The sequence below is a fragment of the Reyranella sp. genome (assembly GCF_004297405.1).
In the GTDB taxonomy this organism is placed as follows: domain Bacteria; phylum Pseudomonadota; class Alphaproteobacteria; order Reyranellales; family Reyranellaceae; genus Reyranella.
In genome coordinates this window covers 108,726-132,082 of the sequence record NZ_SCVC01000015.1, presented here as the reverse complement: position 1 = coordinate 132,082, position 23,357 = coordinate 108,726, and the positions used below count along the sequence as shown (strand labels likewise).

Sequence of the window (23,357 nt, the reverse complement as noted above, 5' to 3'; positions counted from 1 at the left end):
CGCACTCAGCCTTCCTTGCGCAATTCCTCGAACACTTCCTTGGCCGTGAGCATGGCCTCACGCACCGACGGGAGGCCGATATAGCCGCAAAGGTGCATCAGCGCCTCCGACAATTCGTCCTCCGTCCAGCCCTGGCGGCGGGCCATGCGCAGGTGGATGGCGAGCTCCGGCCAGCGCGCCTGGGCAGTGTCGGAAATGACGCAGATCAGCGCCTTGGTCTTGAGGTCGAGGCCGGGCCGGGACCACAGCATGCCGAAGACCGCCTCGCGGGCGTAATCGCCGAACTTCTTCATCATCGGGTCGTCGTAGACCGACTTGGCCATCTCGGCGGCGTACTTCTCGCCCATCAGCTTGGTCCGGATTTCGCTGCCCTTCCGGTAGTTTTCGCTCTCGGCCATCGTTTCCTCCAATCGTCACATTTCGAAGCTGCAGCGTCGGGGAATTCCCGCGTAGGATCAATCGGCTGCCAAGGGGCGCGACGGGGGAGAGACGATAAGCATGACGGCCAACGATTCGCCGGGGCAGCCCACCGGCAATAAGCGCACGGCCGCGCTCACACTCGCTGCACTTGGCGTCGTCTTCGGCGATATCGGCACCAGCCCGCTCTACACGGTCAAGGAGTGCTTCAGCGAATACACCGGCATCCGCCCGACGCCGGAGAATGTCCTGGGCATCCTGTCGCTGATCACCTGGGCGCTGATCCTGATCGTCGCGGTGAAATACGTCGCCGTGGTGATGCGCGCCGACAACAAGGGCGAAGGCGGTGTGCTGGCGCTGATGGCGCTAGTGTCGCGCCAGAGCAACATTCCGGAACGCCGCCGCCGGGTCTATCTCATGCTCGGCATCGCAGGCGCCGCCCTTTTCTATGGCGACTGTCTGCTGACGCCCGCGATCTCGGTGCTGAGCGCGGTCGAAGGGCTGAACGTCGCCACACCCGCTTTTCAGCCCCTGGTATTGCCCATCGCGCTCGGTGTGTTGTGCGGGCTGTTCGCCGTCCAGCGCTTCGGCACCGCCGGCGTCGGCCGCTGGTTCGGGCCAATCACACTGCTCTGGTTCGTTGTCCTGTTCGTGCTTGGTATCCGCCAGCTCGTCGACAATCCCAGCGTGCTGGCCGCGCTCTCGCCGCACCATGCCGTGGGCTTCATGCAGGAAAATGGCTTCGTCGCCTTCCTGGCGCTGGGCGCCGTCACCCTCGCCGTGACCGGCGCAGAAGCGCTCTATGCCGACATGGGTCATTTCGGCGCCAAGCCGATCCGGATGGCCTGGCTCGGACTCGTGCTGCCGGCGCTGCTGGTCAACTACTATGGACAAGGCGCCCTGCTGCTGGCCGATCCGGCGGCGATCGCCAATCCGTTCTTCCTGCTGGCGCCCGATTGGGCCCTCTATCCGCTGGTCGGGCTGGCGACGGCCGCCACGGTCATCGCCTCGCAGGCTACGATCTCCGGCGCCTTCTCGATGGCAAAGCAAGCCTCGCTGTTGGGCCTCAGCCCGCGCGTCCATATCGAGCACACTTCGGCCAGCGAGTTCGGACAAGTCTACCTGCCCGTCGTCAACTGGCTGCAGCTCGTCGGCATCATCATCCTGGTGCTCGCGTTCAAGTCCTCGACCAATCTCGCCGCGGCCTACGGCATCGCCGTCACCGGCACGATGCTGGTGACCAGCGTGCTGGTGTTCGCACTGGCCGTCCGTGCCTGGAAGTGGCCGTGGCAGTTCTCGATCCCGGTGTTCGGCCTGTTCATCGTAATCGACACTTCGCTGCTCTCGGCCAACATGCTGAAGTTCCTCGATGGCGGCTGGGTCCCGCTGGTCATCGCCACCGCGATGTTCCTCATCATGTGGAGCTGGCTCCGGGGGCGCATCGCCGTCGCTGCCCGCGAGCGCGAGGAGTCGCTGCCACTGGAAGCCCTGCTCGACAGCATCAATCCCGGCCGCGTCCACCGCCCGCAGGGCACGGCGGTCTATCTGACCGCTTTTTCCGGCAATGCGCCGCGCTGCCTGCTCCACAATCTCAAGCACAACGAGGTGCTCCACGAGCATGTCGCGTTGCTCACCGTGGAGGTGCCGGACGTCCCGTTCGTCTCACCGGAGAATCGCAGCCAGATCGCCCATCTCGGCAAGGGCATCCATCGCATCGTGCTGCGATACGGCTTCATGGAGCAGCCCGAGGTGCCACGTGATCTCGAACGGTTGGCTGACAAGGGCCTGCCGTTCGATCCGATGCGAACCTCCTACTTTGTCGGGCGCAACAGCTTCACGGCGTCGAGCAAACCCCTGTTGCCTCGCTGGCAGCGCAAGCTCTTCCTGGCATTGTCGCGTTTTGCCGCCAGTGCCGGCGACTTCTTCGGTCTGCCCGCGAACCGCGTCGTCGAGCTCGGCAGCCGCATCGAGATCTAGCGCCTTACCATTCACCGCAGCCGAACTTCAGCAGGTTGCCGTGAGGGTCGTGAATGTAGAACTCCTTCATGTTCCACGGCCGCACCTCGAAGGGCGAGAGCTTGGCCACACCGCGCTTGCTGTATTCGTCGTGAAGCGCTGCGACCTGGCCGCCGCGGATGTAGCAGGACGTGTTCTCGGGAAAGCGACGATCGTCGGTCTTCCAGAAGTGCAGTTCCATGTCGTCGCGTTTGACGATGAGATAGTTGTCCTCCTCGTAGCCAACCGCGAACCCGAGCTGGTCGACGTAGAAGGCACGAGTCTCAGCGATATCGATCGATGCGAGGATCGGGATGCAGCGCGCAGGATCGATGGTCATGTGACAGTGGGCTTCCGGGAAAGAGCAAGCAGGAGCAGCACGACCGCAATGCCAAGGCCGACAAGGAAGGGCGAAGCTGGCGCGAACTGGTAGAGCACGGCAAACGTCAGCGGGCCGACCAGGAAGCCTCCGGCCTGCGCCGCAGCGACCAGTCCCGCCGCCGCCCCCTGCTCGCGTGCGCCGACGGCGATCGAAGCGGCGGCCGAAAAGCCCGGAGACACACAGGCAAAGGAAATACCCAGCGGCAATGCGACCGCAACGAACTGCCAGGCGTCGCGCGCCAGGAGCAGCCCGACCTGCATGACCACGGACGCCACAAGGCCGACGATCATCAGCGTCGTCGCCGACCATTTCGAGCGGCGCACGACAAACACCTGAAACAGGACGGCGACGAGCCCACCTGCCATGAAGATCATGCTGGTGACCCGCGCCGTCGCCGCGACGTCGAGCGCGAGCCGGTCCTGGACCGTGAAACCCAGGATTTGCTGCGTCCCGGCAACCGACACGAAATAGACCATCGCCATGACGATCCAGATCGCGACCCGCGGATCGCGGGCTGACAGTCGCAGCGGACGCTCGCCGGTCGATGCTGGCCGCGGCCTCATCGACACGAAGCACCATTGCGCGGCGAGAAGGCTGAGCAGGCCGATCACATAGAGAGGCAGAGTGATCCTGATCTCGACCAGCAGACCCGCCATCGCCGGCCCCAGAATGGTCCCGAGGGCGAAAGCGGCCGTAACTCCCGAAAGGGCGACGGCACGCTTTTCCGGCGGTGTCGCTTCAGCGATGTAAGCCTGGGCTGCCGGATAAACACCACCCGAGATCGCAGACTGGGCAATGCGTGCGCCGATCAGCAGGATCAGCACGAGCATGACCGGCGCAAACCCGAGAAGGCCGACATCTAAGACTGCTGCAAAAGCGATTCCGCCGAGACCAAAGCCCACCATGCCGGCCACGACGACGTAGCGACGACCTTTTATGTCGCTCGTACGCCCCCACCATGCCGCAGCAACCATGTAAGCCACGGCCGAGAAAGCGACGATCAAACCGATCTGCCATTCGACGAAGCCGAGATGACGGCCAGCCGGCGGCAGTACGGAGAACAGGACAGAATTGGCGCCACCAATCAGCAGAAGCGAGGCGAGGAGCCCCGGATTGGTGGGCCTCGACGGCGACGCGATGGTCGCCGCCGTCACGCGTCGAAGCCGCTGAGGGAGATTGCGTCGGCAGCCGGCGGCTGGAGGCCCCGCGAAAGCAGATCGGCAAGACGCGCGAAGATCCGGCTCGCCTCGGTGCAACCGACATCCTGCGTCACCGCTTCGGCGGCAATGTTCAGCAAGGCATTGCCGGCAAGGTCACGGCATTCCTCGGGCAGGCCTTCGACGGCATCGGCAATCACCCGCATGGCGTGCTGCAGGTCGGCGAGACGATCGGGCATGGGTGCGGTCAATTGAGTCTCCCGCCGGCGTCGCCCGGCATCGGCGTGAGCCGTAGACCCGCACTCGACAGGGCGACAGCGAAGGCCTTGAGCCGCACGGCCGCCACGCGCGAGGCCGTGGGCGCCATCATCACGTCGAGCGAGGCGAGCAGCGGGCCGTCGAAATCGCCCTGCGCCAGGCCGCACAACGCCACGAGCACCGCCTCGTCGCGACTCACACTCGAGCAGGTCGGCACATGGATCTCGATGGCGCGGCGCGCACCGAACAGGAACGCATCCATCGCGATGGCGAAGTCGGGCAACGCTTCCAGAAGCCCCGCGATCTTGAAGCCGCGATGGAGGATCGAGCCTTCGCTGGGGAGTGCCCGATCCTGCTGCCACTGGCGAAGTGCCCACAGGACGAAGCGCTCGCTCACAGGCAATGCGCAGGCGCAGCCAGCGCGGCCGCAGCCTGGCCTCGGGTCGCTTTGCAGGGCGCTAAGCCCCTGATCCTGCGCGCTTTCCATGGTTTCACCGAACGTTGAAGAATCTTGACAGAAACGACAGTCTATGCAATTGAGAGTCAATCGCAACTCAAAAGGGGATGAGAGGCGTATGGCGCAGATCACGCGTCCTATTCGGCCGACAGAAGTGGAGCAGGAACGACCGGCTTCGGGCGTGCTGGACCTGGGGGCGCCGGTCGTGGAAAGCGTGACACTGATGAGCGGGCAGCGAGAGCTGATCATCCGCCACGGAACGGAAACGTACCGCCTGCGCGTCACCGCCTCCAACAAACTCATTCTCACCAAGTAACGAGACCCCGAGGGGCCATCCCTCCTCGGTCAAACTGCCCAGCCCGCCGCTCCTGTTGGGGGAGCAAGCCAGCCAGGCGTCCTTTTTATGCTTTGGGGACCTGGCTAATGAACATCCGCACACTTCTTTACGCACTGATGGCGACGACGGCCATCGGCGGCACGCTTGCCGTGCCCGCGGCGGCGCAAACGACGCCGGCGCCCTCGCCGATCAACCCGAATCCCGTCACGGTTACGCCAGCTCCCACCTCCCCGAACCAGGCTCCAGCCGCTCCGCAGGCGATCCCCACTCAGCTCGACGCGGTCACTACCGCTGCGATGCGCAGCCGCCGCCCGCTCGAAGACGTGCCGGCCACCGTCTCGGTCATCACGACCGAGGATATCGACCGCGAGAACATGCAGGACGTCCGCGACCTCGTGCGCAACGAGCCGGGCGTCACTGTCGGCAACAATCCGACGCGCGCCGGCTTCCAGAACTTCATCATCCGCGGCATCGGCGGCAACCGCGTGTTGCTGATGGTCGACGGCATGCGCCAGCCCGACTTTCCCGACAGCAACATGGGCGCCGGCACCTATACGCGCGAGCAGCCCGACCTCGAAGACATCAAGCGGGTCGAAATCATCCGCGGACCGGCTTCGGCACTCTACGGCTCCGACGCGATCGGCGGCGTAGTGGCCTATACCACCAAGGATCCCGGCGACTACCTGAAGGAAGGCAAGAACATCTTCGGCAGCGTCAAGGGTGCCTACAGCGGCGCCAACCTTCAGTTCGCCGAGACGTTCACGGGCGCCGTCCGGGCCGGTGATTTCGAGTTCATGGGCATGTACACCCGGCGCGACGGCCATGAGTACACACCGGCGCAAAGCTCCATCGCACCCAATCCGACGAGCTTTTACAGCAACGACTTCTTCGCCAAGGCGGTATTCCGGCCGACCGAGGTCGATACGATCCGCATCACCGGCAGCTACACGCAAGGCCAGCAGAGCACGCAGGTGCTCTCCGGCACCGGCACTTTCCCGGCCCTGTTCGCCCGCGTCTTCGACGAATGGGGCCAGGACTACACCAACACCTATCGCATCAGCGCGCAGTGGCAGCACGACGCCCCGATCGGCTTCATCGATAAGCTGAGCCTGCTGGCCTACTTCAACTCGGTCTACATGCAGGCCGACACCTATCAGCTGCGCGGCGCCACCAATGGTGCAGTCCCGAGCAATGCCCGCACGTCGCAGTTCTACTACACGCAGAACGTCTGGGGCGGTGAGCTGCAGATGCACACCGACGCCAAGATCGGGAACACCGACAACTACTTCACCTACGGTCTGAGCTTCGCCTACACGACGACGACCCGGCCACGTAACCGCTCGCAGATCACACTGGCGACCGGCGCGGCGACGACGATCGTCGGCGGTGAAACCTACCCCAACAAGAATTTCCCGGACTCGACGACCATTCAGGCCGGCATCTATGTGCAGGACGAGATCAGCGCCCTGGGCGGCCGGCTCAAGATCACGCCTGGCGTAAGGCTCGACTACTACAGCCTGAATCCCAATCCAGACCGCTACTTCTGGAACTCGACCGGCGCCTCCCTAAACATGATCCCGACGGCGAGCACCTACGTGTCGGCCTCGCCCAAGCTCGGCTTGCTCTATCACTTCTCGGATATCTATTCGGGCTACTTCCAGTACGCGACGGGCTTCCGCGCGCCGCCGTACGACAACGCCAACTTCGGCTTCACCAACGCCGCGTCGTTCTACCAGATCCTGCCCAATCCCAACCTGAAGCCCGAGACGGCCAACAGCTTCGAAGTCGGTATGCGCGGCAAGTATGCCGACGGGTCGAGCTGGCAGCTCACCGGCTTCGCGAACTTCTACAACAACTTCCTGGAGTCGGTCGCGATCGGCATGAACGGCCCGGTCACCCTCTTCCAGTACAAGAACCTCAGCAACGTCACGATCTGGGGCATCGAAGCGCGCGGCGAATATCGCTTCAACGACAACTGGTCGGTGCTCGGCTGGACGGCCTTCGCGCAAGGCACCGACACGAACACCAATCAGCCTGTCGACTCGGTGGCCCCGTGGGCAAGTCAGGCACGAGTCCGCTACACCTCCAGTCTTGGCATCGTTGCCCAGCTCATCGGCACGATGACCGCGCAGCACAGCCAGGTCAGCAACCCGAATTACTTCCAGACTCCGGCTTACTTCAACCTCGACGCCACGATCGGCTACACCTTCAAGGATGCCGTCAAGATCAACGCCGGCATCTTCAACATCACCAACGCGAAGTACTGGAACGCCGCGGACGTGATCGGCCTCGCATCGACGAACCAGCAGCTCGATCTCTACGCGCAGCCGGGCCGTTACTTCGGCGTCAACCTCACGGCACGATGGTAGTCCCGGCAGCCCTCTCCGCCGAGCGACTGCCGGCGCCAGTGACACGCGGACCTCGCGTGTCGCTGGCGTTGTCGCTTGCGCTGCATGGGCTGATCCTTGTTCCCTTGTTGCTTGCCGGCATGGCCGGAAGCAGTGCCAGCGACGAACCGGCCCTCATGGTGGAACTGTCGCTTGCCGCACCGACGCCCGGCCCGGAATCCGAGGCCAACAACAACGAACCCGACACCAAACAGCAGCCGGCCGAAACACCGCCTGAGCAGCCTCAACTCCCGTCGGTCGAGGAGACCGCCGCCGCGCTCCCGCCGCCCGAGCCGCAACCCGAACTCACCCTCGAACCTGAGATCAAGGTCGAGCTACCGCCCCCGCAAGAACCACCTCCGGTCAAGGTCGCCGATCTGAAACCGGCCGAGCCTCCGAAGCCCAAGGCACCGCCTCCCAAGCCGGCGGCCGCCCGGCCCAATGCACAGGCCGCCGTCACCCGTGCGCCCAATCCCGATGCCGGCAATGCCAGCACGACCCAGCAGGCCTCAGCTTCCTCGGCGCCGCTGATCGTGTTCGAGGGCCGACCGCGCTACCGCCATCCGCCGACGCCGCCCGTCTATCCGCAGCGCGCCATCGAGCTCAACCAGCAGGGTGAAGCTCTGGTGCGCGTGCGTCTTGATCCGGATGGCTCCGCTGCCGAGATATTGCTATGGCGCGGCAGCGGCTTTGCCATGCTCGATCGCGCCGCCCTCACCGCGGTCCGCGGTTGGCAATTCCTTCCCGCCATGCGCGACGGCCGTCCCGTCGCCGCCTGGGTCGAAATTCCCGTCAGGTTTCATTTACGTTGAAAGGAGAAACCATGCTCTCAACCCAGAACGCGGACCTCGCCGCCCGGTGGAGCCGCTTGCGCGGCGAACAGCCGGCGATGCGGATCCGCGATGCCGCCGCGACACTGGGCGTGAGCGAGGCCGAGCTCGTAGCGCTCGGCGTCGGCCAGACCGCAACGCCTCTCACCACTGACTGGCGTGGCATCCTGAACGACATGCCGTCGGTCGGCCGTGTGATGTGCCTGACACGTAACGAGCATTGCGTGCACGAACGCCATGGCCGTTTCGAGGATGTCCAGGTCACCGGCCCGCACGGTCTCGTGCTGGGCACCGATATCGACCTGCGTCTGTTCCTCGGTTCCTGGAAGCACGGCTTTGCGGTGCGCGAACCTCTGAAGCAGGGCGAACGGCTCAGCCTGCAGTTCTTCGACGCCGCGGGCGAAGCCGTTCACAAGATCTATGCCACAGACGAGACCGACCGGACGGCCTTCGACGCGCTGATCGGCCGCTACACCGCTACGGAACCACAGTCGCTGAAGATCGTGCCGCACGGTCCGGATGCCACGGATCGGCCGGATTCCGAGATCGACCTCGAAGGATTGCGCAAGGCTTGGGCCGGCATGAAGGACACGCACGAGTTCTTCGGCATGCTGGGCAAGTTCAAGGTCGGCCGTGTGCAGGCGCTGCGCCTGATCGGTGAGGAATTCGCCCGCGAACTGCCGGTGCGGGCGCTGCGCGAATCCATGGAGGCCGCCCAGCAATCGGGCCTACCGATCATGATTTTCGTGGGCAGCCGCGGCTGCATACAGATCCATACTGGACCCGTGAAGCGGCTGGTCGACACGCACGGCTGGTTCAACGTGCTCGACCCTGACTTCAACATGCACCTGCGCGACTCCGGCGTGGCTCGCGTCTTCTCCGTGCGCAAGCCGACCGAAGACGGCACCGTCACCTCGATCGAGGCGTTCGATGCGGAGAACCGCAACATTCTGCTGATGTTCGGTGCCCGCAAGCCAGGCAAGCCCGAACTCGAAGACTGGCGGGCGATCGTCGCGCGCGTCGAGAAGCAGGCCGCCTCGTGATGCAGCGACGTCACGTCCTGACATTGGGTATGGGGGCGGCGCTGGCCGCCTCCTTCCCTGCAAGCGCGCAGCAGCCGCCGCGCATCGTGGCCGTCGGCAGCTCGATCACCGAGATCATCTATGCGCTGGGGGCGGAGAAGCTCCTGGTCGGCGTCGATACGACCAGCCTCTATCCCAACGCTGCACGATCGTTGCCGCAGGTCGGCTACATGCGCGCCCTCTCGGCTGAAGGCGTGCTGTCACTGAGGCCCACCCTGATCATCGCCACGACGGCGGCCGGACCTGCAACCGTTCTCGACCAGCTGAAGGCGACCGGGATCGAGGTCATGGTCCTTCCCGACCACTACGACTACGACAGCGTGATCACCAAGATCGCCGCTGTCGGCAAGGCGACGGGCAAGGTGACCGAAGCCGATGCCATGATCGAACGCGGCCGCGCCGCCATGAAGGCGCTCACCGACCGGCTCGCCACTGCGACCAGTCGCCCGCGCGTACTGTTCCTGCTGGGAATGGGCAGCGGCGCTCCACAGGCGGCGGGCCGCAACACCGCGGCGGATGGCATCATCAAGCTGGCTGGAGGCGTGAACGCGATCGAAGGTTATTCCGGCTATCGGCCGCTGACCCCCGAGGCGGTGATCGCGTCCAAGGCCGACTACATCCTGGTCACACGCCAGACGGTCGAGGCGATGGGCGGCATCCAGGCGATCCTCGATCAGCCATCGCTCAACCGCACGCCAGCCGGCAAGGCAGGCAAGGTGCTGGAATTCGACGCGCTGCTGCTTTTGGGCTTCGGCCCCCGCACGCCGCAGGCGGCCCAGGAACTGGCTTCGGCACTGCATCCCGAACTGGCGCGCGCGCCATGACGGCACCGGCGTGGGCGGCGCCTGCAATGCGCCGCCCGATCCCGCTCTTCGCGCTAGCCGCCGTGGTGAGCGTGTTGAGTGGCCTCTGCATCGGCGCATTTCCGGTCGGCCTGGGCCAGATCCTGTCGGCCATCGGCCTTTCGGATGCACCGCTCGACGATACGACCGCAGCAGTGCTCTATGCCATCCGTGCGCCGCGCGTGATCGCAGCGTTCGCCGTCGGCGCTGCGCTTGCCGCAGGTGGCGCTGCCATGCAGAGCCTGTTCCGCAACCCGCTCGCCGATCCTGGTCTGCTCGGCGTCTCGAGTGGCGCCGCGCTTGCCGCCGTGTCGGTGATCGTGCTCGGCGAGAGGGTGATGCACATCATACCGCCGGGCTTTCGGCCGTGGTGCCTGCCCATCGCGGCTTTCATCGGCGGCCTGGCTGCTACGATAGTCGTTTATCGGATCGCAGCGCGCGAAGGCATCACGTTGGTCGGCACACTGCTGCTGGCGGGTATCGCGGTGAATGCGCTCGCATCGGCCGGCATCGGCATGCTGGTCTTCGTGGCCGACGATCAACAGCTTCGTACCTTGATCTTCTGGACCATGGGCGGCTTCGGGGCCGTGACCTGGACGGCGATCATTCCGGCACTGTTGGTGCTGGCCATCAGTGTGCCGACGCTCCTGCCCACGGCGCATCTGCTCGATGCGCTGGCATTGGGCGAGCGTGAGGCGGGGCATGTCGGCGTCGATGTCGAGCGCCTGAAGGTCCGCCTCGTAGCGCAGGTCGCACTCTCCGTCGGTGCAGGCGTCGCCATTTCGGGCATCGTGGGGTTCGTGGGTTTGCTCGCGCCGCACATCGTGCGGATGATGCTGGGACCCGCGCACCGCACCTTACTGCCAGCGGCAGCCTTGTTCGGTGGTGCTTTCCTCGTGCTGGCCGACGCCCTGGCGCGCACATTGGTATCGCCCGCAGAGCTCCCGATCGGCGTGCTGACGGCACTGGTCGGCGGACCATTTTTCCTCTGGTTGCTGGTCGGACGCGCGGCACGAGGTGGCCTATGAAACTTCTGCAGGCCATCGGCGTCGACGTGCGGGTACGCACCAAGCAGCTCATCCAGGACATTTCGCTCGAAGTCGCGCCGGGTGAATTCCTGGCGATCATCGGCCCCAATGGCGCTGGCAAGAGCACGCTGCTGAACGCACTCTGCGGCGACCGATCGATCAGCGCCGGAGAGGTGCTGCTCGACGGACGGCCGCTCAACCAATGGCGCAAGGCCGATCTCGCCCAGCGCCGCGCGGTGCTGCCGCAGCATTCGGCGGTCGCCTTCGACTTCACGGGACTGCAGATCGCCATGCTCGGCCTGCTCACCCATCGTGGCCGCCTGTCGGAGCCGCAGATGAAGGCACTGGCCGAGCAGGCCTTGTCCGAGACCGAGGCGCTGGCCTTTGCCGACCGGCCCTATACGGTTCTGTCCGGTGGCGAACGCCAGCGCGTCCAGCTCGCCCGCGTGCTGGCCCAGTGCGACGCCGATCCGAGCGTAAAGCCCTTCCTGCTACTCGATGAGCCGATCTCGGGCCTCGACCTCTCCCACCAGCATGCCGCCCTCGCCAGCGCCCGTCGAAGGGTCGAGCGCGGACTCGGCGTGCTGGCGGTCCTGCACGACCTCAATATGGCGGCGCGTTATGCCGACCGGGTAGCGATCATCGAGAACGGCCGCCTGACCGCCATCGGGCCGACCCGCGAGACGCTCGATCCGGACCGCCTATCGACCGTATTCGAAACACCCATTATGCGCGTTGAGGCGGCTGGCGGGACGGCTTTTCTCAGTCCGGGCTAATTCACCGCGAATCTGTGTCCAAACCGACATAAACCCGCCGGATTCGACCGATGATATGATGCCCTGGCCACTAAGGGCATCTCATCTCGGGGATCATGGGCGAACGCCCCACTTTGCTGATGACGACACGGCTCGGCGTGCGCCCCTTGGGCGTGCGGGGCGATCCGCTGCATGCCGTCGCAGGCCAGCTTCTCGCGGTGATCCGTCGTCGCCTGGGCGATGGCCCGGCCAATCTGCTCGCCGATCCGCAGTTGCGCGAGTCGGGCGATGGTATCGATTGGTATGCCGCGCAGAGCGGCACCGCCCGCCGACTGAACGAACTTAGTGAAAACGAGCGCGCCGAAACGCTTCGCACCGTAGAGACCCACCTCGGCGCGATCCGTGATCTCGGCGCGCAACTTCAGGCCTCGGCGACCAGCGAGGAGTCGCGGCTGATCGGCCGGTCGCTCGAGCTCGCGACCTCTCGGCCCTCTGACGATTTCATCTTCGTCGTCGACGGCCAGCCGGTCATTGTCGCCTGGGGCTACGAGGCCGATGCGGCCGCGAGCCTGCAGCCCTTTGCCCTGCCAGCCGTTCCCAAGCCGATTCCCCCAACCGCCGTTTTTGCGAGCGCACCTGCCGCAAGCTTGCCGGGCCGGCTCGGCTGGGCGCCCTGGTTGAGCGCATTGCTGTTCGGCCTGCTGCTCCTTCTTCTCCTGCTGCTGACTTCGTGGCTGCTGCGCGCCTGCGTACCGGTCGATCCGTCGCTCAACATCGCGACTCACGAGACGCCTGCGCCCCCTGCTCCTGAAGCGCCGCCCGATCCGACACCTCTGCTCAAGGCCTCCCTCGACGAGGACAAGGCCGACGAGCAGAAGCTAAGGGCCGAGCTCGCGTCGCTGCAGGCCGAACTCAAAACCAAGCTGGAGCAGTGCAAGCCGATCGAGCCGCCCAAGCCACCGCCGCCACCTCCTCCGCCGCCGGTCGCGAAAGCGCAGCCCCCTCCGCCGCAGCAGGCGACTGCTCCGCCGGCACCACCGGCTCCGCCCGTGAACCGTCCGCCGCCAGGCCAGCTTCCCTGCGACTGGTCGGGGGACTCAGGCGGCGAAGGCGTCACGCGCAATCGACATTATCTCGGCGACAAACCGGGCTTCGTGGCGTTGAACTATCAGCTCTTCGTCCGGCCGGATGACATCAAGGTGATGTATCGCGGTCGGCAGATCGCGAGCACGGGGGGCCCGCGCAGCGGCCGCGGCGGCTTCGGCTTCGACTGGAAGCCGGTCGCGGGGGATTATTCGGTCGACGTGATCGTAACTGGAGAGATCTGGGGCACGCGATGGAACTATTCCATCTCCTGTCCCCGGGGTGGGCGCTGAGGAATAGACATGGCTGCAGGTCCGCTTCTTGTCAGTGAACCGCTCCAGCGCTACCGCGCGCTGGGATTGGCCGGCGATCCCGTGTGGCGGGCTGCCGGTCAGCTTCGCACCGCCATCGCCGCGCGGCTCTCGCGCGAGCATGCCGACCTGCTGGCGATTCCCGAAGCCGAGCCGAGCGGTCGCAGCATCGACTGGTACGCGCCGTTCGACGGTGAAGTCCGCCGCCTGTCCGATTTGCCCGAGAGTGATCGACGCGCCGTGCTCGACACGGTTCATCGCCTGCATGGCGACCTCTCCGGCCTGGCGACGCAGATGGAAGCGCCGGAACGTTCCAGTGCAGAGCGCAATTTCGCGCGCCTTCTGCGCCATGCGCTGACGGCCCCCGGCGAAGAGACGCTCTACGTCGTGGACGGTCGGCCGGTCATGACCTTCTGGGGCTTCACCGCCGATGCCGCCCTGCCCGGCGTCTTCCTGGCGAGTCCGCCTCCGACACCAGCTGCGATCGCCACGCCGCGAGTCGCGCCACGCCCCGAGGCCGTGATGGCGTCAGCGCCCGCGGTGGCCGCCGTTGCCGCACCACGCACCGTGTGGTGGCAATGGCTGCTGCTCGGCGTTCTGCTGCTCTTGCTATTGGCTCTCCTCGCCTGGCTGGTGCGCCCGTACCTGCCGCGCATCGAACCGATGCTCGAAGCAGAAGTTCGCGAGCGTGCGCTGGGTTTTGCTGTACGCCAGCCTCTCGAACTACAGCGGACACGCGCCGCCACACTCCTTCAGGACAATGAAGATCTGCGCCTCGAACTCGCTCGCCTCACCGACGAATTGGCGCGACGTGGTGGCGATTGCGCGGCCGGCATCATCGCACCGGGTGGCGTAATCGTGGGCTCGATCGGTGGCCCACCGATCGAGCGCGGCGCCGGTCCCGATGGCACCGCTGATCTCGGCATTGCCGGAAAAGACGAGGGCAAGGATCCGAGCAAGCCCGACGACAAGGGCGCAGGCATGAAAGGCCCTGGCGAGCAGAACAAGGAGCAGAACAAAGGCAACACGGCTCAGAACGACAAGAACGAGAAGAAGGACGAGCCCAAGCCGATGGTCGTGCCGCCGGAAGCCAAGCAGAAACAGGATCTCGCCTTCCTGCAGGGTGACTGGCGTTCCCGCACGGGGCTTGCAACCGCTACCGGCGAAAAGGATCTGCGCCCTTCTTACACGCTCGATGACAAGGGCAAGGGCAAGGTGAGCTTTGTGCAGAAGAACGGCGCCACTTGCGAAGCGCCGGCCGAGGCGCGCTGGGACGGTGCCAAATTGGTGATCGAGGAGAAATCCAACCCCAAATGCAGTGACGGCCGCACTTATGCCCGTAATGTCGTCAATTGCGAGGTCGGCGCCGATGGCGTCGCCCAATGCAACGGCAACCAGCCGGGTGACAAGCGCAGCTATCGCGTGCAGATCGGCCGTTGAGTGCCTAGATTTATCGGATTGGCCGTAACGAACGTGACATGAGCGACCTCGCCCGCCTGCCGAGCTATCCCAGCCCGACGACGCTGATTGCCCGTTCCGGGATTCAGTTCCTCGATTTTGGTTTCGACCCCGTGCGTCTCAAGGTGCGCGAGTGGGGTTTCCACGACGCGGCCACTGCAAAAGCGGTCGATGATCTGGTGCAGCTCGACTTCGATGAGGGCCGCGGCCAGTACGAGGTCGTCGAGAACGGCCGCCGTCGCGCCGCCGAACCCAATCTCGTGATCACGGCCAAGGATGCACTGGCGCCCTTTCTCGACAAATGGGTGCCGGTGCCGTTCCTGCAGGTGCGGCCGAACAACCAGTTTCGTGAAGGCCCGGCCGACTGGGCGCGCGTGCGCGTGGTCGATCTCGAAGCCCGCTACGGCGCGGGCTATCGCGACGAACAGGGCAATCGCTATCGCGCCGTACTCGCCTTCGACACGGGCCTGATCGCCGAAGCCGAGGGCCGCGCCTATCTGGCGCCCTCGCCCAAGGACGTAACGTCGGGCGCATTGTTTGCGCTCGCCCCACAGCAGCGCGCCAATCACTGGCTGCTGCGGCAAGGCTGGATGACGCAGTGGCTCGACGAGCTGTTCCACGAGCTGCATCCGCGTGCCACAGCGGAAGAAATCGACAACGACATCAAGCAGAAGCCGCAGGAAGCGACGGCGCGCTATCTCGCCTTCCTAGGCCTGCTGGCGGCTGCCGCGCATTTCCCGCCGATCAAGCTGGTCGGCGATGCCGAACGGCCGGGTCGCGGCGCCATTGAGGTCGATCTGGTGCTCGATGTCGGCAACTCGCGGACCTGCGGCCTGTTGATCGAGGCGGCGGGCGAGCTCGGCGTCAATCTGAACGATTCCTACGAACTCGCTTTGCGCGATCTCTCGCATCCCGAGGTCGTGCATACGCGTCCCTTCGAATCGCGAGTCGAATTCGCGCAAGCCTGGTTCGGCAAAAACCATCTCTCGCGGCTGGGTGGTCGCGCCGATGCCTTCGTCTGGCCGACCATGACACGCGTTGGCCCCGAAGCGACAAGGCTTGCCGCCCGCCGGCGCGGCACCGAAGGCAACACCGGCATGTCGAGTCCCAAGCGCTATCTGTGGGACGAGGAGCCGCAGACGCGCGAATGGCGCTTCAACGTCGCCTACGCCCAGGACCAGAGCGCGATGCCGGCAGCCGCCGGCCCGATGGCGCAGCTCGTCAACCAGAAGGGCGAACCGCTGCATCTGGTCGATGCCGATGCCGACTCGGCCGACCATCTACCGGTGTTCGAACCGCTCTATTCGCGCTCCTCGGTGATGACCTTCGTGCTCTCCGAGATCCTGCTGCAAGCATTAACCCTGATGAACTCGCCGCAGCAGCGTGGCCGGCGGGCACATGCCGAGACGCCGCGCCGCCTGCGACGCATCGTGCTCACCCTGCCGACCGGCATGCCGCTGGCCGAGCGCCTGATCTTCCGCAAGCGCGCCGAGGCGGCACGCGATCTCGTCTGGATGATGATGGGCTGGAAGCTCGACGATCCGGCAGCTCCTGCGCCACGCGTGCTGACTGATTGGGACGAGGCGAGCTGCACTCAGCTCGTCTATCTCTACACCGAAGTGGCTCGGAACTTCGGCGGCGATGCCCGTCGGTTCTTCCAGATCACGCGCAAGCCGCGCGGCAAGCCGACGGCCGAAGGCGCGGGTGACACGCTCAGCATCGCCAGCATCGATGTTGGCGGCGGCACCACCGATCTCATCATCAATTCCTATCGCCTCGAAGGCGCCGGCACCTCGGTGACCCTGTTCCCCGAGCAAAAGTTCCGCGAGGGCTTCAACGTCGCCGGCGACGATATCTTGCTACGCGTCGTGCAGGCCCATGTGTTGCCGCCGATCGAAGCCGCGCTGCGCGCTTCGGGCATCGCCAATCCGGCCGACCTGATGGCCGAGCTGGTGGGCGGCGATCGCGGCGGCGAGGACGTCATTCAGCGCAACCTGCGCCAACAGTTCGCGCTGCAGATCGCCCATCCGATCGCGCTCGAATTCCTGCGCGCCGCCGAGACCTTCGACCCGACGTCGGGTGTCGTGGCGGCAGAGCCGCGTCCCTATGAGACCTTCTTCCCGGGCGGCGCCAGGCCCTCCGAGGAAGTCGTCACCTTCGTGAATGAGGCCGCCCGCAAGCGTGGCGCCCAGAACTTCGATCTACGCACCGTCATCTTCCCGGTCGATCTGCCGGGCCTCGACAAGACGGTGCGGGCCGAGATGGCGCGCGTGCTGGCGCCACTCGCTGAGATCGTGCACGCCTACGATTGCGACGTGCTGCTGCTCTCCGGCCGGCCCTCGCGCCTCCCCGGCATCCGGGCGCTCGTGATGGAACTGTTGCCGCTGCCGCCGGAGCGCGTGATCTCGCTGCACGATTACCGCGTTGGCGCTTGGTATCCCTTCCGCGACGCGCGCCTGCGCGTGGAGGATCCCAAGACCACCGTGGCGGTCGGCGCGATGATCGCCGCCCTCGCTCAGTCGCAGCTTCCGGATTTCTCCTTCCGCTCCGACCTGCTGCGCTCCAAGAGCATCGCCAAGTTCATCGGCAAGCTCGATGGCGGCGGCCGCCTGCAGAAGGAGGATCTGGTCTATCGCGACGTCGATCTCGACAATCGCGAATACGAGCTGCCGGAAATCGCCTTCGAGTTCCGCGGCCCCATGTGGCTGGGTGCCCGTCAGCTCGATCTCGTGCGCTGGCCCGCTGCGCGGCTCTATGCGCTGGAATTCGCCAAGCCTGAATATGCCGAACGTCACGCGCGCGAGACGCCGTTCAAGATCGCGCTGGCGCGCGTAAAGCCCAAGGACAAAGATTCGGGCGACGTCGAGCGTTTCCGCCTGCGCCAGGTGACCAACCGTGACGGCCGCGCCGTCGCGCTCGATCGCCTGACGCTTCGTCTCCAGACACTGCCGCGCCGTGAGGGCTACTGGCTCGACACGGGCATGCTCAAGACCGGTTGAGGGTTCACGGACAAACCATGGACACTGTCGATCTCAAACTTGCCCAGGACTGCGAAGCGTTGGCCGTCGCTGCCAGCGAGGGCGTGACCTGGCTGAAGAACGCTTCCGCGCAATCGCCCACTGTCGCGCAGCAGGCGCCGTCGCTGGTGAGTGAGCTGCAGAAGGTTCGCAACCAGAGCCGCAAGCTGGCCCGCGCCGCGCGGCGTCGCATGTGCGTCGGCGTGTTCGGCCCGAGCCAGGCCGGCAAATCCTATCTCGTCTCGATTTTGGCCAGCCGCGACGGCCGGCCGCTGCAGGCCCGCTTTGCCGACCGGAGCTACGACTTCCTGCGCGAGATCAACCCGCCGGGCAATCGCGAGTCTACGGGGCTCGTCACGCGTTTCGGTCTGGGGCTGAGCGATGTCTCGCACGAGTTTCCGGTGCGCGTGCGACTGCTGACGCAGACCGACATCGTGAAGATCCTAGGCAACTCCTTCCTGCTCGACTTCGATCACCAGAAGGCCGAGTTCGAGGGGCCTGATGGCGCCGCCATCCGCAAGCGCCTGGCCGAGCTGCGTTCCAAGGCACAGCCCACGCCGGTGGGCGATCTCGACGCCGACGACGTGCTCGACCTGATCGAGTACTTCGACACGTTCTTCGCTGGCGTCACGGCCGAGCTGCGCACTGACTATTGGCGCGAGGCGATCGATCTCGCACCGCGTCTCTCCGGCCACGATCGCGCCCGCCTGTGGTCGGTGCTGTGGTACGACTTCCAGCCCTTCACCGATCTCTACCTCACGCTCTACGAGGGCCTGCAGAAACTCGCTTTCGCGCCTGAGGCCCTGCTCGGCATGGATGCGCTGATCCCGCGCGAGAAGAGCATCATCGATGTGCTGACGCTCGACCGACTGGGCGCGGACTCCGACGACACCTTGCAGGTCCGCCCCAAGCAGGCCGATGGTCGCTCCTCACCCGACACCAGCCTGCCGCGCTCGCTGATCTGTGCGCTGACGGCGGAACTCAACGTCGCGATCGCCGAGAAGCCGTGGGACTTCTTCGATCACACCGACCTGCTCGACTTCCCCGGCGCCCGCTCGCGTCTGAAGCTCGCCAATCTCGATGACGTCGCCAAGACAAAAGGCGTGGCCGAGGGCGCCAATCCGCTGCGCGAGCTGCTGCTGCGCGGCAAGGTCGCCTATCTCTTCCAGCGCTATTCGGCGGAGCGCGAGCTTTCGGCCATCCTGCTCTGCATCCCCGACGGCAACCAGGAGGTCCGTGACCTCTCCGACATGATGACGGCGTGGATCGACCAGACGATCGGCGCCACACCAGCCGACCGCGCCAAGCAGAAGAACGCGCTGTTCCTGGTGCTGACCAAGATGGACCGCGAGTTCGAGCAGAAAGCGGGCGAGACCGAGGAGTCGCGCCACCTGCGCTGGAGCGCCCGTCTTGGCAATTCGCTGATCAACAATTTCCGCGGCGAGTGGCCGCTCAACTGGAACAATCGGCCGTTCGACAACACCTTCTGGCTGCGCAACCCGACCGTCATCGACGAACGGCTGATGGACTATGACGGCAGTCGCGAGATCGGCATCGCCGATGCCTTCGCCCAGCGCGCCACCGAACTGCGACGCTACTTCATCGATAACGAGGATGTGCGACGCCACTTCGCCGATCCGGCGCGGGCCTGGGACGAGGCCTTCCGCGCCAACGACGGTGGCGTCTCTTATCTCGTGAAGAGCCTGATCCCGGTGTGCGATCCGGCGATCAAGCGCGCGCAGGTACGTGGTCAGCTCGAAGTCCAGATCCGCCGCCTGGTCGACCGTCTGGCCGGCTTCCACAGCGCCTCCGACGGCGATGCCCGCACCAAGAAGCGGGACCTGGTGCACACGGTGCTGCGCGGTCTGGCGAACGTCATCCAGCAGCAGCTCTTCGGCGAGCTGGTCGCGGCCCTGCAAATCGCCGATACCGCGCTGCGCGAGATCTATTTTCGGATCGCCACGGCGCGTGCCTCCGATGAAACGCCGGCGCGCAACGGCAAGACTCAAGGCCCGGTGGCGCAATCGACCGGAGCCGCCGTCGACCTCGGTGCCATCTTCGCCGACGTGTTCGGCGAGGAGGCCGGCCACCATGCGCCGACGCCCTCTGGCGTTCTGGAGGATCGCGCCGAGCGCTTTGCGCGCGAGGCTGCCGATTACTGGCTCGAAAACATGCGCCGCGTCGGCGCCGACGAGAAGGCGCTGTCGCATTACGGCGTGGATCGTCAGCATCTCGGCTGGTTGATCGACGAGCTGATCGTGGGCGCTCATCGCCTGAAGCTGATCGACCAGCTCAGTCACGAAGTTCGGGCTCTGGAGAATGCCGCCAATGCCAAGTGGGAGGAGATCGCCGAGCGCCAGGTGCGCACTGCCTCCTCGGCACTGAACGGCTATGTGAGTGCACTGGGCTTCGACAAGCTGCCCATCGATCAACGTCCGGGTTTGCCGCCCAATGCGCCGACTCGCCGTGTGTTCGAGCATCCGACCTTGATGGCCGATGGCGTACCTGTGCTGAGTGAAGATCCCGCACCGATCTATGCAGACTATTGCAAGGACTGGATGCGCGCCTTCCTGCAGCTCGCCATGGACAATGTCGGCTACGAGGGTGGCCGCGAGATCACGCCGGAGCAGAACGATCGCCTCGGCACCATCCTGCGCGCCGTGCCGGCGTAGGGAACGCCCGAGTCGATGCCTGTTCGCGCCTCCATCACTCCTCTGACCGAACCCGGCCACGCGCTGTTGCGCGTGAGCGAGCTCGACGCTGCGCCCGACGGCCTCACCATCTCGATCCAGCGCCAGCAGGGGCCGGATTCGCATCTGGCCGACGATGGCTGGCGGCGCACCGAAACCTGGCTGATGCCCGATCAGGTGAGGCGCCGTGGCGAGGTTCTGGAATTCCATCTTGGCCCTGAAATCTGCGATCGCCTGGCCGGCATTGCGACCGTCCGGCTGCGCGTGCGCGAGCCTGACATCGGCGTCGTCGGCACCACGGTCGTCGCCTGGCCTGCGATGCTGACGTCGGGTGCTGCTGACGGTTCGAACCCCTTTGCCGACGACATCGTGCGCCTGCGCCGTGCCCGCGAGCGGCCTGCCCCCGAGCCCGACCCCGTGCCGGAGCCGCCAACCGTCGTCATGCCGCCACCACCGCCACCGCCCCGGCCGATACCCGAGTTGCGTGCCGCGCGCGATCCGATGGCCGATCTCGCGAAGCGTCGCGGTGGCACGGGCTGGATGGTGGCGACAGCGATCCTGCTGATCCTGATCGGTGGCGGCTACTACGTCTGGACCAACCACTTCAACGAACCCGAACCAATCGTCGCTGCAGTTCCACCGCCAACGGGCTCCCCAACGCCACTCGCCAGCACCGAGCCGCCGAAGAAGTCCGTGCGCGAGACCGTAGCGGAGTATCTCGCGACCAAGCCGCAGCCCGACGCGATGCTCGCCAAGGGCCGCGAATTCACCAAGGACGGCAACGTGGCCGCGGCCTTCCTGGTGTTCCGCCAGGCCGCCGAGCAAGGCAACGCCGCCGCTCAGGTCGAGCTGGCTTCCTTCTACGATCCCACAATGCAGGCCAAGGCAGGCTTCCCGCGCGACGGCACCCTGGCGGCGGATTGGTACGAGCGGGCTGCCCTGGCTGGTGTTGCCGAGGCTCAGCGCAAGCTCGGTCTGCTGCTGGCCAAGGGCGGCGCGGGTCTTGCCGCCGACGCCGCCAAGGCCAAGAGCTGGTTGCAACAGGCGGCGGCCCAGAACGACGCCGACGCCAAGAAAGCGCTCGACTCCCTGCCGAAATAGACCTCTTCCGGCCTATATGCCGCGGCTATACCGCGGCCCTTTCCGAAGCCTCGAATTCATACGGGCCGCACTCCTACATGGTTGGTCGTCCAGGAGACGCCGACCCATGTCTGTCGTCAGATCAATGACCCGGGGCACCACGATCGCCGCCCTCGCCCTCATGGCAGCGGCAGCCCCATCTTCGAGCCAAGAACCCCTCGCTACCGATGTCGGCGTTACGACCGGACCGGCCACCGAACCGAAGCAGACGCGGCTGACCTGCCGCCGCTACTTCGGCTGCGTGCCGGCGCCCCTGCACGTCTCTCGTCTCGAAAAGGAAAACCAATGACCGCCGTCGCTGTTGCTTCTGTCGTTTCGTCCGACACCCTGGTCGATCGCGTGATGGCGGTCGCCCACCTGCCCCCGTCGGCCCATGTCGCCGTCATCGGCCATCACACCCTCTCCGTCGTTCTCGCCCTGATGCATCGCGGTTGCGCCTGTGTGCGCAGCCTGCGGCCAGGCGCCGCATCACCCGATCGCGAAGCCGCCGATCTCGCCTGGATCGTCGACGTCGCCAACGAAGACGAGCTTCACGATGCCCTGCAGGCCGCGCGCAACCGCACCGGTGCCGCGGGACGCGTGATCGTCGAGGGCGCCGATTGTCCCTGCGCCAACGGCCTCTCCGCCATTCGCACGCACGCACTGGCCGCCGGACTCGACATCGTCGCCTTCGATCACGTGGCGCGCCGCCTGGTGCTGGCGCCTGTTCAGTCCGCGCGCATGGCAGCTTAGAAGCCACACATGTTCGACATCGTCACGCGTGCCCGCGGCTCTATGGCCGCACTGCCCACACCCTATCGGTTCGGCAAGGTCGACATCGAGGCGCTCGAGAAACTGTGCGACCGCTTGATTTCGCATGGCACCTCGGCCCTCGTCCCCTGTGGCACGACAGGCGAAGCGCCTTTGCTCACATTGGACGAACACCGTCTGGTCATCGCGCGCACCGTGGCCGCTGCCGCCGGTCGCGTGCCGGTCATCGCCGGCGCCGGCAGCAACAACACGCAGACGGCCGTCGAACTGGCGCAGGCGGCGGAGAAGGCCGGCGCCTTGGCGCTGCTGTGCGTCACACCCTTCTATCTCAAGCCAAGCCAAAGTGGCCTGGTTGGCCATTTCAAGGCCATCCACGATGCCGTGGGCCTGCCCCTCATTCTCTACGATGTGCCGTCGCGCACCGGCTGTGCGCTGGCGGACGTCACGATCCGCCGCCTCGCCGACCTGCCGCGAGTCCTCGGCCTCAAGGACGCAACCGGCAACATCCCGCGCGTGCCGCGTCTGCGCCGTCGGCTGGGCAGTCGTTTCCTGCTGCTGTCCGGCGACGACCCGACCCAGGCCGCCTTTCGTCTGGCTGGTGGCGATGGCTGCATTTCGGTCACGGCGAATGTCGCCCCGGGCTTGTGTGCCGCTCTCCATCGCGCCTGCGATACTCGCGATTCCGTCGAGATTGCGCGTTTCGAGCGGATCCTGGCGCCGCTACACGCCGCACTTTTCCTAGAGGCCAACCCGATCCCGCTCAAGCGGGCGTTGCACCACCTCGGCCTGATGGGCGATGGGCTGCGTCTGCCCCTGACACCGCTCGGCCCACTGGACGACCAGAAGCTGATGCATGTGCTGGAATCCGTGGAGAGCGCGGAACGCGTCGCGGCCCTGCGTTTTGCGGCGTCGCAACCCCATCAGCCCCGCGCTGCCTGACCGCTGGAGCCGTCGCCCCCGATATTCCGGTAGCGTTTCACC

21 protein-coding genes are annotated in these 23,357 nt (G+C 65.8%); 16 read left to right on the top strand and 5 right to left on the bottom strand.

Going from position 1 to position 23,357, the window contains the following annotated elements; genetic code table 11:
- Positions 1 to 5 precede the first annotated feature (5 nt).
- The gene (locus EPO50_RS13030; RefSeq protein WP_296344633.1) at positions 6 to 398 is read right to left on the bottom strand and encodes a carboxymuconolactone decarboxylase family protein; all 393 of its coding nucleotides are present in this window, start codon (positions 396 to 398) and stop codon (positions 6 to 8) included.
- Between the two features lie 100 nt (positions 399 to 498).
- On the opposite strand from EPO50_RS13030, the gene EPO50_RS13025 reads away from it, so the two are divergent.
- Positions 499 to 2,394, top strand: coding sequence for a potassium transporter Kup (locus EPO50_RS13025; RefSeq protein ID WP_296344631.1), 1,896 nt, complete (start codon positions 499 to 501; stop codon positions 2,392 to 2,394).
- Positions 2,395 to 2,398: 4 nt separating this feature from the next.
- On the opposite strand, the gene EPO50_RS13020 is transcribed toward EPO50_RS13025, so the two are convergent.
- The 4 genes from EPO50_RS13020 to EPO50_RS13005 are packed head-to-tail and all read right to left on the bottom strand — an operon-like array spanning position 2,399 to position 4,696.
- Entirely contained in the window at positions 2,399 to 2,752 is a 354-nt protein-coding gene (locus tag EPO50_RS13020; RefSeq protein WP_296344628.1) for a VOC family protein, read from the bottom strand.
- Complete coding sequence (locus EPO50_RS13015; RefSeq protein WP_296344625.1) at positions 2,749 to 3,948, bottom strand: MFS transporter; 1,200 nt, start codon at positions 3,946 to 3,948, stop codon at positions 2,749 to 2,751. Before EPO50_RS13015 ends, EPO50_RS13020 begins: the two co-directional genes overlap by 4 nt.
- A complete protein-coding gene (locus EPO50_RS13010) occupies positions 3,945 to 4,202 on the bottom strand; it encodes a hypothetical protein (protein ID WP_296344623.1) in 258 nt (85 codons plus the stop codon). Before EPO50_RS13010 ends, EPO50_RS13015 begins: the two co-directional genes overlap by 4 nt.
- Entirely contained in the window at positions 4,199 to 4,696 is a 498-nt protein-coding gene (locus tag EPO50_RS13005; RefSeq protein ID WP_296344622.1) for a hypothetical protein, read from the bottom strand. The genes EPO50_RS13010 and EPO50_RS13005 overlap by 4 nt, the downstream gene beginning before the upstream one ends.
- 88 nt (positions 4,697 to 4,784) lie before the next feature.
- On the opposite strand from EPO50_RS13005, the gene hemP reads away from it, so the two are divergent.
- The 15 genes from hemP (at position 4,785) to dapA (ending at position 23,315) form a co-directional block, all read left to right on the top strand.
- Positions 4,785 to 4,982: a hemin uptake protein HemP gene (gene hemP / locus EPO50_RS13000; RefSeq protein WP_296344620.1), complete on the top strand. Its 198-nt coding sequence runs from the start codon at positions 4,785 to 4,787 to the stop codon at positions 4,980 to 4,982.
- 107 nt (positions 4,983 to 5,089) lie between these two features.
- Positions 5,090 to 7,372, top strand: coding sequence for a TonB-dependent hemoglobin/transferrin/lactoferrin family receptor (locus EPO50_RS12995; RefSeq protein ID WP_296344618.1), 2,283 nt, complete (start codon positions 5,090 to 5,092; stop codon positions 7,370 to 7,372).
- Complete coding sequence (locus EPO50_RS12990; RefSeq protein ID WP_296344616.1) at positions 7,366 to 8,202, top strand: energy transducer TonB; 837 nt, start codon at positions 7,366 to 7,368, stop codon at positions 8,200 to 8,202. Before EPO50_RS12995 ends, EPO50_RS12990 begins: the two co-directional genes overlap by 7 nt.
- Before the next feature lie 11 nt (positions 8,203 to 8,213).
- Positions 8,214 to 9,263: a ChuX/HutX family heme-like substrate-binding protein gene (locus EPO50_RS12985; RefSeq protein ID WP_296344614.1), complete on the top strand. Its 1,050-nt coding sequence runs from the start codon at positions 8,214 to 8,216 to the stop codon at positions 9,261 to 9,263.
- Complete coding sequence (locus tag EPO50_RS12980; RefSeq protein WP_296344612.1) at positions 9,263 to 10,126, top strand: hemin ABC transporter substrate-binding protein; 864 nt, start codon at positions 9,263 to 9,265, stop codon at positions 10,124 to 10,126. The genes EPO50_RS12985 and EPO50_RS12980 overlap by 1 nt, the downstream gene beginning before the upstream one ends.
- On the top strand, positions 10,123 to 11,172 hold the full coding sequence (locus tag EPO50_RS12975) for an iron ABC transporter permease (protein WP_296344610.1): 1,050 nt from the start codon (positions 10,123 to 10,125) through the stop codon (positions 11,170 to 11,172). The genes EPO50_RS12980 and EPO50_RS12975 overlap by 4 nt, the downstream gene beginning before the upstream one ends.
- Positions 11,169 to 11,948 (top strand): heme ABC transporter ATP-binding protein, encoded by a 780-nt coding sequence (locus EPO50_RS12970; protein WP_296344608.1) that lies wholly within the window; start codon positions 11,169 to 11,171, stop codon positions 11,946 to 11,948. Before EPO50_RS12975 ends, EPO50_RS12970 begins: the two co-directional genes overlap by 4 nt.
- A gap of 95 nt (positions 11,949 to 12,043) precedes the next feature.
- Complete coding sequence (locus EPO50_RS12965; protein WP_296344607.1) at positions 12,044 to 13,303, top strand: hypothetical protein; 1,260 nt, start codon at positions 12,044 to 12,046, stop codon at positions 13,301 to 13,303.
- 9 nt (positions 13,304 to 13,312) lie between these two features.
- Complete coding sequence (locus tag EPO50_RS12960; protein WP_296344605.1) at positions 13,313 to 14,761, top strand: hypothetical protein; 1,449 nt, start codon at positions 13,313 to 13,315, stop codon at positions 14,759 to 14,761.
- Positions 14,762 to 14,799: 38 nt separating this feature from the next.
- Positions 14,800 to 17,778 carry a virulence factor SrfB gene (locus tag EPO50_RS12955; protein ID WP_296344603.1) on the top strand — a complete coding sequence of 993 codons (2,979 nt, stop codon included), beginning with the start codon at positions 14,800 to 14,802 and terminating at the stop codon, positions 17,776 to 17,778.
- Positions 17,779 to 17,795: 17 nt separating this feature from the next.
- Positions 17,796 to 20,468 (top strand): virulence factor SrfC family protein, encoded by a 2,673-nt coding sequence (locus tag EPO50_RS12950; RefSeq protein ID WP_296344600.1) that lies wholly within the window; start codon positions 17,796 to 17,798, stop codon positions 20,466 to 20,468.
- 15 nt (positions 20,469 to 20,483) lie between these two features.
- On the top strand, positions 20,484 to 21,587 hold the full coding sequence (locus EPO50_RS12945) for a hypothetical protein (RefSeq protein WP_296344598.1): 1,104 nt from the start codon (positions 20,484 to 20,486) through the stop codon (positions 21,585 to 21,587).
- Between the two features lie 106 nt (positions 21,588 to 21,693).
- On the top strand, positions 21,694 to 21,915 hold the full coding sequence (locus tag EPO50_RS12940) for a hypothetical protein (RefSeq protein ID WP_296344596.1): 222 nt from the start codon (positions 21,694 to 21,696) through the stop codon (positions 21,913 to 21,915).
- A complete protein-coding gene (locus EPO50_RS12935) occupies positions 21,912 to 22,358 on the top strand; it encodes a hypothetical protein (protein WP_296344594.1) in 447 nt (148 codons plus the stop codon). The genes EPO50_RS12940 and EPO50_RS12935 overlap by 4 nt, the downstream gene beginning before the upstream one ends.
- 9 nt (positions 22,359 to 22,367) lie before the next feature.
- Positions 22,368 to 23,315, top strand: coding sequence for a 4-hydroxy-tetrahydrodipicolinate synthase (gene dapA / locus EPO50_RS12930; RefSeq protein ID WP_296344592.1), 948 nt, complete (start codon positions 22,368 to 22,370; stop codon positions 23,313 to 23,315).
- Positions 23,316 to 23,357 lie beyond the last annotated feature (42 nt).